General features: G+C 71.1%; 9 protein-coding genes. 6 read left to right on the forward strand and 3 right to left on the reverse strand.

Annotation, left to right across the window (positions count from 1 at the left end; all coding sequences use genetic code 11):
- The first annotated feature begins 616 nt into the window (after window positions 1–616).
- The 4 genes from lanL (at window position 617) to ACIRR9_RS43250 (ending at window position 5,601) form a co-directional block, all read left to right on the forward strand.
- Window positions 617–3,289 carry a class IV lanthionine synthetase LanL gene (lanL, locus tag ACIRR9_RS43235; protein ID WP_403764186.1) on the forward strand — a complete coding sequence of 891 codons (2,673 nt, stop codon included), beginning with the start codon at window positions 617–619 and terminating at the stop codon, window positions 3,287–3,289.
- Window positions 3,290–3,336: 47 nt separating this feature from the next.
- Complete coding sequence (locus tag ACIRR9_RS43240; protein WP_385670579.1) at window positions 3,337–3,495, forward strand: VenA family class IV lanthipeptide; 159 nt, start codon at window positions 3,337–3,339, stop codon at window positions 3,493–3,495.
- A 106-nt stretch (window positions 3,496–3,601) separates the two neighbouring features.
- Window positions 3,602–4,714, forward strand: coding sequence for an ATP-binding cassette domain-containing protein (locus ACIRR9_RS43245; protein WP_403764188.1), 1,113 nt, complete (start codon window positions 3,602–3,604; stop codon window positions 4,712–4,714).
- The gene (locus tag ACIRR9_RS43250) at window positions 4,711–5,601 is read left to right on the forward strand and encodes an ABC transporter permease (protein ID WP_403764190.1); all 891 of its coding nucleotides are present in this window, start codon (window positions 4,711–4,713) and stop codon (window positions 5,599–5,601) included. The genes ACIRR9_RS43245 and ACIRR9_RS43250 overlap by 4 nt, the downstream gene beginning before the upstream one ends.
- A 150-nt stretch (window positions 5,602–5,751) precedes the next feature.
- Here ACIRR9_RS43250 and ACIRR9_RS43255 read toward each other — a convergent pair whose 3' ends face one another.
- Window positions 5,752–6,951, reverse strand: coding sequence for an MFS transporter (locus ACIRR9_RS43255; RefSeq protein WP_403764192.1), 1,200 nt, complete (start codon window positions 6,949–6,951; stop codon window positions 5,752–5,754).
- Window positions 6,952–7,057: 106 nt separating this feature from the next.
- On the opposite strand from ACIRR9_RS43255, the gene ACIRR9_RS43260 reads away from it, so the two are divergent.
- Window positions 7,058–7,639, forward strand: a complete 582-nt coding sequence (locus ACIRR9_RS43260; RefSeq protein ID WP_403253372.1) for a TetR/AcrR family transcriptional regulator — start codon at window positions 7,058–7,060, stop codon at window positions 7,637–7,639.
- Window positions 7,640–7,745: 106 nt separating this feature from the next.
- Here the strand turns inward: ACIRR9_RS43260 and ACIRR9_RS43265 are convergent, their stop codons facing one another.
- Window positions 7,746–9,101 carry an RICIN domain-containing protein gene (locus tag ACIRR9_RS43265; RefSeq protein WP_403764315.1) on the reverse strand — a complete coding sequence of 452 codons (1,356 nt, stop codon included), beginning with the start codon at window positions 9,099–9,101 and terminating at the stop codon, window positions 7,746–7,748.
- Window positions 9,102–9,549: 448 nt separating this feature from the next.
- On the opposite strand from ACIRR9_RS43265, the gene ACIRR9_RS43270 reads away from it, so the two are divergent.
- Window positions 9,550–11,607, forward strand: coding sequence for an NAD-binding lipoprotein (locus tag ACIRR9_RS43270; RefSeq protein ID WP_403764194.1), 2,058 nt, complete (start codon window positions 9,550–9,552; stop codon window positions 11,605–11,607).
- Between the two features lie 229 nt (window positions 11,608–11,836).
- Here ACIRR9_RS43270 and ACIRR9_RS43275 read toward each other — a convergent pair whose 3' ends face one another.
- The gene (locus ACIRR9_RS43275; RefSeq protein ID WP_403764195.1) at window positions 11,837–12,355 is read right to left on the reverse strand and encodes an adenylate kinase; all 519 of its coding nucleotides are present in this window, start codon (window positions 12,353–12,355) and stop codon (window positions 11,837–11,839) included.
- Window positions 12,356–12,366: the final 11 nt, after the last annotated feature.

Here is a 12,366-nt window from a genome sequence, read left to right on the forward strand (position 1 = left end):
ACGACGCCGAGCTGAGCGAGGCGGCAGCCGGTCCTGGTAAAGCCCGTGCGACGGCCCTTGGCGCGCGCCCGGGTGAGGTGGCACCGCACGTTTGCGCGTCTCGGGCGGACAGGAGGGCAGGCGGGCCATGAGGCACCCCTTGCTTGTAATCGAGCCTCCATTCGAATGGGGTGATTCGCCGCACCGATGGCGTTCGTTCGCCGTGGTCATGGCCGCTATTCGTGCTCAATTCACCGCTTGGTGGAAGCCGGGCGCCGGCAGATGACGCGCGTGAGAACGGTGCTCTTGGCCGCCGATTGGAAGGGGACTGCTGGGGGACTTGGGGACAGCGTGTCGCGGCGATTCTCCTGAATCTGTATAGCCGGGGTAAGATTCGGAATGAATTCACTCAGTTGTTTATTCTTCCTGCGTGCGGGATGACGTGTCATCGAACAGGCGGAGTATTTCTGGCGGGTAACAGCCGTGCGCCTGTATTTGCGCCGGACTGCGCCATCCATCGCCGTAACAACACCGTGCGCTCGCCGAATCAAGTGACTTTCGCCGGGTGCGGGTTGTACGTTTCTTCTTGCTGAAAACAAATTCCAGCCAGCGGTTCTCACCGTTGAGAGGGACACGCATGACTAGCCACGCAACCGAAGTCGACCTCGAAAGTCTGCTACGCCAGAGGTTACAGGCCACAGGTACGAGCGAGCGTTGGACGACCGACGCGGACGAGATGTGGTGCCGCCTTACATCCCAGTCCGGAATTCGACGCCGGCAGGGCTGGAAACTGCACGTGTCCGCGACGTCCGCCTCCGCGCCGGAAGTCCTCGTGAAGGCCTTGGACGTGCTGCTGATCGAGGAGGCCGGATTCAAGTTCGTCCGGTCGCTCGAACAGGTGGGCGCGCTCAACTCCCGTGCCACTCCGCGCGGAAGTTCGGGCAAGTTCATCACCGTATACCCGCCCTCCGACGGCGACGCGGCCCGGATCGCCCTGGCGCTGCACAAGGCCACGGCAGGTCTGGCCGGTCCCCGGATCCTGTCCGATCAGCCGTACGCCCCGCACAGTCTGGTGCACTACCGCTACGGCGCCTTCGTCGGCCGGCGGCGGCTGTCGGACCAGGGTCTGCTGGTGTGGTTCATCGAGGACCCCGACGGCAATCCCGTGGAGGACAAGCGCACCGGCCGGTACTCCCCACCCCCTTGGGCGGTCAGCCCGTTCCCCGCCTCGGTACCGCTGCCACCGCAACAGGAGAAGGCGGCGAGCAGCCCGGTGCTGCTCGGCGGCCGGTTCTCGGTACGGGAAGCGATCCGGCACACCAACAAGGGCGGCGTCTACCGGGGCACCGACGTCACCACGGGCGCACCCGTGGTGATCAAGGAGGCCAGGCCGCATGTCGAGGGCGACGCGTCCGGCTCCGACGTCCGCGACTGGCTGCGGGCCGAGGCCAGGACACTGGAGAAGCTCAAGGGCACCGGGCTGGCACCGGAACCGCTCGCCATGTTCGAGACGGGCGGACACCTCTTCCTCGCCCAGGAGGAAGTGCCGGGCGTGCCCCTGCGCAACTGGGTCGCCGAGCGCTTCCGTGACGTCGGAAGCGAACGCTACCGAGCAGACGCGCTCGCCCAGGTCGGACGTCTGGTGGAACTGGTCGCGGCGGCCCACGACCGCGGCTGCGTACTGAGGGACTTCACGCCGGCCAACGTCATGGTCCGCCCCGACGGAGAACTGCGCCTCATCGACCTGGAGCTCGCCGTCCTGGAGGACGACGTCCCGCTCCCGACCACAGTGGGGACCCCCGGATTCAGCGCCCCCGAGCGCCTGGTGGGCGCTGCGGTCTCCCCGACGGCCGACTACTACAGCCTCGGCGCCACCGTGTGCTTCGTGCTCGCCGGCAAGGTACCGAACCTGCTGCCCGAGGAGCCGGCCACCAGAGGTGAGGAGCAGCGGTTCGCCGAGTGGCTGACCGCCTGTGCCGGAACGTTGCACCTGCCGGACGGTCTGCCGGAGATGATCCTCGGGCTGACGAAAGACGATCCCGGCGAGCGCTGGGACCCCGCCAGAGCGCGTGCGGCCCTCCAGCGGAATGACCCGGCGCGGCCGGGGCACCCCGCCGCCGCACCCGAGCGGGCCGACCGACCGGACGACGCGACGCAGGTTGCGGTCACCGGGATGGTGGACCACCTCGTCGATTCGATGACCCCGGCCGACGACCGGAGGCTGTGGCCCGTCTCCACCCTGGCCGGGGAGGCGGACCCCTGCACCGTACAGCAAGGCGCGGCAGGTGTACTGGCGGTCCTGACAAGGTACTTCGAGCTCACCGGCGACCCACGCCTGCCGGACCTGATCTCCACCGCGGGCCACTGGATCGCAGCGCGTACCGACACCCGCTCCATCCGTCCGGGCCTGCACTTCGGCGGCCGTGGAATCGCCTGGGCGCTGTACGACGCCGGACGCGCCGTCGACGACCGCGCGCTCACGGACCACGCCCTGGCCCTGGCACTGGCCCCGCTGGAGTCGACGCTCAGTCACGACATCACCCACGGCTCCGCGGGCAGCGGACTCGCCGCCGCCCACCTGTGGCGTCGTACCGGTGACCCACGCCTGGCCGAACTGGTCGTCGACGCGGCCGACCGGCTGGCCGCCGCCGCACAGCCCGAGCCGTCGGGCGTGAGCTGGCCCGTCCCCGCGGAAGCAGTCTCCGAAGAGGCCGGCAAACGCTATCTGGGCTTCGCGCACGGAACATCCGGCATCGGCTCCTTCCTTCTCACCGCCGCGGCCGTCTCCGACCGGCCGGAACACCTGGAGCTGGCTCTGGCGGCGGGAGAGCATCTGGTGGCCAACGTCGTGATGGTCGGCCAAGCGGCCCAATGGCCGGCCCAGGCCACGGACCTGCCCACGGCCCCGTACTGGTGCCACGGTTCGGCGGGGATCGGATCCTTCCTGATCCGACTCTGGCAGCGGACCGGGGACAAACGATTCGGCGATCTCGCCCGCGGCGCCGCACACGCCGTCCTGGAGCGCGCATCCAGGGCCGCCCTCGCCCAGTGCCACGGACAGGCGGGCAACGGCGACTTCCTCCTCGACATGGCCGAGGCCACCGGGGATCCCGACTACCGGGCGATGGCCGAGGATCTGGCCCGCCTCATCGTCTCCGAACGGGCCCACCGCGACAGCCACGTCGTCTTCCCCAACGAGTACGGGGAGGTCTCGACGAGCTGGAGCGACGGGTCCGCAGGAATCCTGGCGTTCCTCCTGAGGACTCGCCACACAGACTCCCGGCACTGGACCGTCCAGCAGCCGGGGTGAGCGACAGGCCACCCACCTGTCGCAACCGCTCACAGAAGGAGAATCTCATGGAGAACAACCAGGCCCTCGAAGTGCTGGCCCACCTGCACGCCCTTCCGGAGACCGAGCCGGTCGCCGTCGAAGGAGACCAGTTCAGCGGTACGTGTGCGTGCGTCGGCCTGCTGACGCTGCTCAACACCGTCTGCGTGGGCATCAGCTGCGCCTAGTCGAAAACCTCCGGCCGGTGGTCGCCCTCGGGCGGCCACCGGCCGGAGCCGAGGCCGCTGCGACCGGCAGGCCTGCGGAAGACCCCCCGTCGACGAGGACCCGACCATGCAGCCACCTGCCGGTGACGACGCTCGCAGCCGAGCAACCCCACCGACCGCCGACCTCACAAGCCCGGACACCGCGCAGCCCGCCGCCCGGCCGGTGTACGCCATCAGCGCGCGCGGCCTGGTCAAGAGCTACACGGGCCCGGACGGGACCGCCACCCACGCCGTCCGCGGCCTGGACCTGGACGTGCTCAAAGGCGAGGTGTTCGCCTTCCTCGGCCCCAACGGCGCGGGGAAGTCCACCACCCTCGCCCTGCTGTGTGCCCTGGCCCGCCCCACCGCCGGACAGGCCGTGGTGGCGGGCGCAGACGTGCTCAGCCGGCCGGACCAGGTACGAAGAATGGTCGGGATGCTCTTCCAGCACAGCGCCCTGGACCCGGACCTGACAGCCGAACAGAACCTGCACATCCACGCGCGTCTCTACGGACTGCGCCGCCGCCACGCCCGCGTGCGTGTCACCGAGATGCTCGAAACGGTCGGACTGGCCGACCGGCGGCGCTCCCCGGTACGCACCCTGTCCGGAGGCATGCGTCGCCGCCTGGAACTCGCGCGTGGCCTGCTGCACGCGCCCCAGGTGCTGTTCCTCGACGAGCCGACCACCGGACTCGACCCGCACGCCCGTGCCCAGGTCTGGGAACACCTGCGCGTACTGCGCGACCAGTACGGCAGCACGCTCTTCGTCACCACCCACTACCTGGAGGAGGCGGAGAACTGTGACCGCCTCGGCATCCTCGACCACGGCCGGCTCGTGGCCCAGGGCACGCCTCTCGCGCTGAAGGCCGCGATCGGGGACGACCGGGTGGTGCTGCGCACCGGCGACGACACGGCAGCACAAGAGGTCGTGGGCCGGACCGCGCCGTCGGGCCGCGCCGTCACCCTGGACACCGAGGGGGTGTCACTCCGCCTGCCCCACGGCAGCGCCTGGATCCCCCGCCTGTGCGCGGCACTGGAAGCCCACGGCATCGCGGTGCACGCCGCGTCCGCGACCCCGCCGACGCTCGACGACGTCTTCTTCCACCACACCGGCCGCAGCATCCACGCCCCCCGGTCCCACCCGACACCGGCCGCTCCGGCTCCGGGCGCGACCACCACCGCAACCGAGGAGGCCCCGTGACCGCACCCGCTCTCCCGGCCTCGGACACCTCCGGTACCCCTGACGACCAGGGCGACTCCGGCAGCACAGGCCGTGAGCCGAGGCGCCCCCTGCGCCACGAACTGCGCGCGGTCCACGCCCTGGTCCACCGCGATCTGCTGCGCCTGGCCACCCAGCCCACCCACACCGCCCTGATGCTGCTCCAGCCGGTGCTCTACCTCCTCATCCTGGGGGGCGGTCTCGCCGACCTGATCCCGAAGTCATCGCTGGGTGTCGGATACCAGACCTACCTCTTCCCGGGCATGCTGATGATGACGGTACAGACGCCGGCCATCGTCGTCGGCATCCGCCTGATCACCGACCGGCAGAGCGGCTACCTGCGCGAACTCCTGATGGCCCCGGTCGGCCGGCCCACCCTCCTGCTCGGCAGCTGCGCCGGCGGCACCATCGTCTCCACGGTCCAGGGTGCCGTCCTGCTCGGCCTGGGCGGCGTCGTCGGCCTGCCCTACGACCCGCTCCTGCTGGCCCTGCTCCTCGCCGGCATGGTCCTCGCCTCCTTCACCATCACGGCTCTGTCCCTGCTGCTGGCCGTGAGCCTCAACCGGCCCGAGATCTTCCAGATGCTGCTGGGCCTCGTGATGATGCCGCTGTTGTTCCTCTCCGGCGGCTTCTTCCCGCTGGAGAACCTGCCGGGCTGGGCCCATACCCTCGCCGCCGTCAATCCGCTCGCCTACGGAGTGGACCTGCTCCGCCGCTGCATCGAGCTACGGGTGCCGGACAAGGCTGCCACCGTGGGCATCGAATGGTCCGGCTGGCAACCGCCCCTGCTCCTGGAAGGGGGCCTCCTGCTGGCCGGCGGAGTCCTGGCCCTGCTCTGGGCCGCCCACCGCTTCAGCCGCCCCGAATGACACCGAGGTGCGGGACCGAAGCCGTGTCCCACTGCGATCGGCGGACCGGCACCTCGCTCCTGCGGACGCAATGAACGTACTCACAGCCGGGCATCACATCGGCTCCGCGCGGGGCGTCCACAGGGGCACGCCCGGCCCCGGCGCCCGACGTCACCCGCCGGCCGGTTCCGTGTCCCGTACCGCCCGGGGCGAACGGGCGGCAGGTGTGGCGAACACGGCGGCCACCACCAGGACGAGCACCAGGATCAGGGCGTGCCGCAGCCCGAAGTGCTCGCCGAGGTAACCGAGCGACGGCGGGCCCACCAGGAAGGCGACATAACCGACGGTCGCGGCCAGCGAGACGCGCGCGGCGGCGTCCGGGCCGGAATCGCCCGCCGCGGAGAGCGCGACGGGGAACCCGAGGGATGCCCCGAGGCCCCAGAGGACGGCGGCCGCGGCCGCGACCGCCTGGTTGTCCACGAAGATCACCAGAGCCAGTCCGGCGGCTCCCACGATCGCGCTCCCGCCCAGCGCCGCCGCCCGCCCGAACCGGTCCACGAACCGCCCGCCGACGAACCGCCCGACGGTCATCGCGGCGGCGAACACCGCGTACACGGCCGAGCCCAGCGCGGCGTCGAAGCCGTGCCCGTCCACCATGACCAGCGGCAGCCAGTCGTTCGCGGTGCCCTCGGCCATGGCGAGGGCGAGGATGACGCCCCCGATCAGCAGCAGCGCCGGGTCCTTCCACACCGCGGCACGCGCCGCGCCCGGTTCGCGGCTCCCGCCCGGGTCGTGCTGCCGGCCCACGTCGACGGGGACCCGCCGGATGACCAGGGCCAGGGCACCCAGCACCACCGCGGCGACGGCGACGAGATGCACCAGAACCGGGAAGCCGACCGCCGTCAGGCACATACCGACCACCGCGCCGAGCACCGTGCCGAGACTGAAGAAGCCGTGCATGGCGGGCAGCGTGGAACGGCCCAGCAGCCGCTCCACCTCCGCGCCCTCCACATTGAGCGCCACCTCGCCGCCGCCCATGCCCAGCCCGAACAGTCCGAGGCCCAGAGCGACACCGGGACCCGAACTGACGGCGGCCCCGACACCGACGACCACGGCACCGGCCGCTATCGCCGAGGTACCGGCCAGGATGACCAGCCGGGCACCCCAACGGGCCACGAGCGCGCCCGAGCACAGGATGCCGATCATCGAACCGACGGAGAGCCCGAACAGGATCAGACCCATCTGCGCGGTGGACGCGCCGAGCAGGTCTCGTACGTCCGGGGTCCGGGTCACCCAGGAGGAGATCGTCAGACCGGGGGCGAAGAACAGGACGAAGACGGCGGTGCGGCGCCGGGCGAGGTCGGCGGTCATGGGTGGTGGCTCCAGAGGTGTCCGTGCATGAGTCTGTACGACCGTACACACTTGCCTGTACATCTGTACACACTCTGGAGCGGTCAACCCATGGCAGATTGAGGACGTGAGCGGCACACGACGCGAGATCCCGAACGATCCCGGACGCAAGGAGCGCATTCTCGATGCAGCCCTCGACGTGATCGCCGAGAGCGGGGTGCACAGAACCACCCACCGCAGGATCGCGGCGCGGGCCGAGGTGCCGCTGGGCTCGCTGACGTACTACTTCGACGGCATGGCGGACCTGCTCGCGCAGGCCTTCGCCCGCCTGTCGGACACCATGTCCCGGCTCTACCGGCAGACCCTGCAGTCCGCCGCCTCGACGGCCGAGGCCGAGGCGGCCGTCGTCGAGCTGATCTGCGGCCCGGCCTACGCCACGGAACGCGACATGACGCTCATCTTCGAGATGTACGCCTACGCCAACCACAACGAGGCGGTCTCCGCCACCACCCGCACCTGGCTCGAACGCAGCAGGGACAGCCTCGCCCTGCACTTCACGCCCGGGGTGTCCCGCGCGCTCGACGCGCTGATCGAGGGCTGGCCGATGCACCGCGCCTTCGCCGACGCACCCCTGGACCGGCGGCTCGTCACCGAGACCGTGCACGCGATCGTCACCGCCGCACCGCGACTCTCCACGGACGGGGCCTGAACCGGACGGGGCCCGAGCCGAACGGGGCCCGAGCCGGACGGGGCCCGAGCCGAACGCGGCTTGAACCGGCCGGGGCGGCAGTCGTGCCGCCCCGGCCGGCGGGCGGTCACTGGCCCGGCGTGAGGATGTACGTGTTGAGGGTGCCCACCGAGCTGAGCGGGGTCGGCGAGCCTGTGTCGTAGCGGTCCACGGCCAGGTAGTTGGGCTTCTTCCGGGCGGCGGGCGTGCAGAAGTTCTGTGCGCGGTTGAGGAGCTTGCCGTTGTCGGTGGCGGCGGTGGAGGCGATGGGGTAGTCCCGGAAGTGGTTCATCACGAACAGCGGGTGGAAGGCGGACGAGTCCGTGGTGAGCGGCCTGTCGGTGCCCCACCGGCTGTAGCAGGACCAGTCGGAGCTACCGAGACCGGCGCCCATGGACCAGTAGTTCTCCACGGTCCACTCGCGCTGGTACATCACGCCGAAGGTGTCGCGCGTGGTCCAGCCGTTGGCGGTGTCGCTCGCCCGGGTCCGGTCGCTGAAGATCAGCAACTGCTTGCCCCGGGCCGCCAGATCGGCCATGGTCGGCCAGCCCTTGCTCGCCACGCCCTCCTGGTCGGGCCGGTACAGCACGTCGGACAGACCGCTGACGGAGGCGAGCGAGGACTTCAGCACGTCGGAGGAGGCGTAGTCCTCCAGGAACACCGTCGCGAACTGGCCGGGGTTCGCCTTGAGGAAGTCGACGATGCGCTGGAGGTCGGTGGCGAGCGGAACCGGACTGCTGACGCCGTCGCAGCTGTTGTGGCACAGGACCGCCTGGCCGGAGACGGTGTAGTCGTCGAGCATGAACCCGCGCACACCGTCGGAGAGTTGACGGTTGATGCCGTAGTTCTGGTTGGGGAACAGACTGACCGGGAACGAGGCGAAGTTGCCGTCGGAGCTGTTGGCGAACGCGTTGTGGGCGGTCAGGAACGTGACCTGGTCGAGGGTGCGGGTGTCGGCCGAGGGCATCGCCGAGGTGGCGTAGGAGACCGGGGAGAGGTACCAGCGGGCGAGATCGCCCGAGGCGCCCAGCTGCACGGAACTCGAGTCCGAGGACGATCCGGTCAGGTACTGCGAGGTGCCGGGGACGGCGACCGTGTAGGTGCTGTCGGCGCCGGCGGTGATCGCCCAGGTGGTGCCGTCCGCGCCGCAGGTGGCGGTGACCGCCGTGGTTCCGTTGCGCCCCAGGCAGGTACCGGACTCGTCGGCGTTCTGGAGTTGGTACCCACCGCTGACCGCGACGGCGGTCCACTGCTGGTGGTCCTCGTTGCCCTTGGGATTGTGGGCCGCGACGGTGCCGCTGCTGTCGGCCGCGTTGAGACCGGTGACGTAGTTCTGGAGATAGACCGAGGATGTGGGGACCGCGGCCGAGGCGGTGCCCGGGAGCAGGACGGGCGCCGACAGAGCGAGGACGGCGGAACAGCACAGGACGCGCAAGGGGCGCAGACGCACGGGAAATCCCTTCGCTGTGGCAGGAGTTGCCGATGGTGACAGGGTCATGACTTACCCGTCGGGAAGTGTGCGGCGCCAGTCGTCCAACCTGAATTCCACATCACACAACCGAACTTGATGGAACGTCAGCGAAGGTGGACCGGATGTGCCGGACCGGCTCGGAGCCGCCGCGACACCCACGGCCTGCGAGGACGCGCACGGGACACGGCGGCGAACAGGAGCCGGTGACAGGTGAGCAGGGTGAACAGGCGGTGCGGGCAACCCTCCGCCGGGCCTGCCATGACCGCGGCACGGTCCCGCGCCGGCACCGGGACCCGCCCGGGTTTCGGCTCCCCGACGCTGCCCGAAAGGATGAAGGTCCCGGTCGGACGGCGTGTCGCGCGCCGCGCACCCGGCATCCTCCGAATCGCCGAGGCATATGCGGGAATCAGGGGGGGCTGAGATGGAACGAGGGCGGGAACGGACTTCGTTACGGCACCGGGCGCGGTACTTGTTCGACAGGACGCTCGCCCGCAGCACAGGCGCACTGCTCGGCTGGCTCGCCGTGTGCTGTCTGGCGGTCGTCGTGCCCGTCAGCACCCTGCTGGTGTGGACGGACCCCGGCGCGCCGCGTTCCCTTTCGGGCCGGCTCGCCCAGGTGTGGCGGACCAGCGCGGAGACCCTCAGGCTCGGCGCGGTGAAGGGCGCGCCCACGCGGATGCTGCTGTCCGTGCTGCTCGGCCTGATCGCGCTGCTGTGCGTGTCGACGGTCGTCGGAGTCGTCACCACGGGCCTCGGCGACCGACTCACCGAACTACGGCGCGGCCGCTCACGGGTGCTGGAGCACGATCATGACGTGGTGCTCGGCTGGACCGACCAGATCTTCACCCTGGTCTCCGAACTGATCGCCGGACGCGCCGGAAGCGGACGGGGTGCACGAGGGCGGGGCGGATCGGGACGACACGTGATCACCGTGCTGGCCGACCTGGACCCGGCACGCATGGAGAGCGCGCTCACCGCCGCCCTGGGCGTCACCGACGGCGTCCGGCTGGTCTGCCGGACCGGCGCTCCCACCGACCCCGACGCCCTGGCCCTGGTCACCCCGGGCGCGGCCAGGGCGGTGGCGGTGCTGCCCGGGGACGACTCCGACGGCGATCTCACGGTCGTACGGACCCTGCTGGCGCTGCGCGCCCTGCTCGGCGCCGACGACGGACGGAACGGACCGCGCGTGGTCGCCGCCGTCCACGACGGCCGCTACGTGCCCGCCGCACGGCTGGCCGCCGGAGCGCGCGGCACCGTCCTGGAGACCGACCGGACCTCGGCACGGCTGCTCGTCCAGGCGGCCCGACGGCCCGGGATGCCGTCGGCGCTGCGTGACCTCCTCGACTTCTCCGGCGCCGAGTTCCATGTGGCCGACGTCCCGGAAGCGGTGGGACTGTCCTTCGAGGAGGTCGCCCTGCGCCTGGAGACGTCCTGCGCGGTGGGAATCCTGCGCCCGGACGGACGGCCGCTGCTCACACCCCCGCCGCAGACCGTGCTGGAACCGGGGGACCGGCTGGTCACCGTCGCCCACGACGACCGGGCCGTCTCGCTCACGGACCCCTGGGCCGGTGTCGACAGCGCGGTGCTTCCGACACCGCCCGGGCCGGTGCAGGAAACCCCGGCTCGGCTGTTGCTGCTGGGCTGGAACCGTCGGGCCCCGCTGATCGTGGACGCCCTGCGCCGCACCGCCCGGTCCGGCTCCGTCCTCGACGTGGTGACCTCAGCCGACTCCGCCCCCAAGCGGCAGGAGATCCCGTCGCCCCAGGCCGCCGCCGAGCCGCTCGCCGTCGTGCACCACACCCGCGACCTGGCCGCTCCCGAGGCCCTGCACGGAGTCGACCTCTCCGCCTACGACAGCGTCATCGCCCTCGGGACCGACGAGGGGAACGGTCCCGAACGGCCCGACGAGCGAACCCTGTTGGCACTGCTGACCCTGCGGGCGTGGGAGCAGCGGTCCGGTCGTGTGCTGCCGGTCGTGGCGGAGATGCGCGACCACCGCAGCCGTACGGTCGCCCCGCTGGGCCCGACGTCCGATGTCGTCGTCCGGGGCGAACTCACCGCCCTGCTGATGGCGCAGATCGTGCAGAACCCCGAACTGGCCGCCGTGTTCGAGGAGATCTTCGCCACGCGCGGCGGCGCCCTGGCCCTGCGCACGGCCGACCACTACGTACTGCCAGGCCACGAAGCCGCGTTCGCCACGGTGACCGCGGCGGCGCTGGAGCGTGGTGAGTGCGCGATCGGCTACCGCGTGCACGATCCGCATGCGCTCCGGCCTTACGACCGTGTCCTGTTGTGCCCCGGCAGGTCCGAACGGCGCGTGTGGAGCGCCGCCGACGAGGTCCTGGTGCTCACCGCCGGGCCGGGCACCGCCGACGGCGCCCCTCAGGCCCTGCCCGCCCCGAGACCCGAACATCGGGCGACCGAGTCCGCACCGCACCGGACAGGGACTGCCGAGGCGCGGAGCAGTGGTGTGGAGTGAGGCACCCGTCGGGTGCGCTACCATTGATCACGAGCTGGTCGCCGTGAAGTCCCGGCGCCCGGTGCCGCGTTGGTGGTCCAAGGAAAGACGCTCCGCTTCCTGTGGGGAAATGCAGGTGCAAGGCCTGCCCGGCGCTCGCTGAAAGGGCCCGTCCGAACTCCGGACGGGCCCTTCGCGTTGCCGCGACCGTCGGACGATTTCCGCCAAGGAACCGCGGCCCGAGCCCGGGTCAGAGATCGGCCAGCCAGGCGGCAGTCTCGCCGGGGTCGGCGAAACGGAGGGTCTCGAGCGGTGCGAAGCGCGGATCACGGGTCCGCCGTCCGATCTCCGCGCGCCGCGCCGCGTGCTGGGACCAGGACCACCACACCGGGTGTTCCCGGCTCAGCCAGCCGCCCCAGGTCTCCCGGTTGCCGCCGAACAACACCTCACGCCGGACGGAGCGCCGGAGGGACCGGCGCACCACCCGGGGCATGACCACATGCCGGGGATAGTCCAGCCACACCACGGCGTCGGCGCGACCCCACAGGAGATCGCGGACCTCCGGGTAGCCGAGGGAGTCCACGACCCAGCGCGGCTGTGCGCTGAAGCGCGCCACATCCTCGCCGAACGCGCCGTTCACCGCCCAGCCGGGGCCGCTGAAGTACAGCGCGTCCATCTCGTGGTACGGCAGCCCCAGCCGACGGCCGACGGTGCGCGCGAGCGTGGACTTGCCCGCGCCGGTGACACCCACCACCAGGATCCGTTTCACGGCGGCACCTG

Source organism: Streptomyces sp. NPDC101234, from assembly GCF_044767525.1.
Classification (GTDB): Bacteria; Actinomycetota; Actinomycetes; order Streptomycetales; family Streptomycetaceae; genus Streptomyces; species Streptomyces sasae.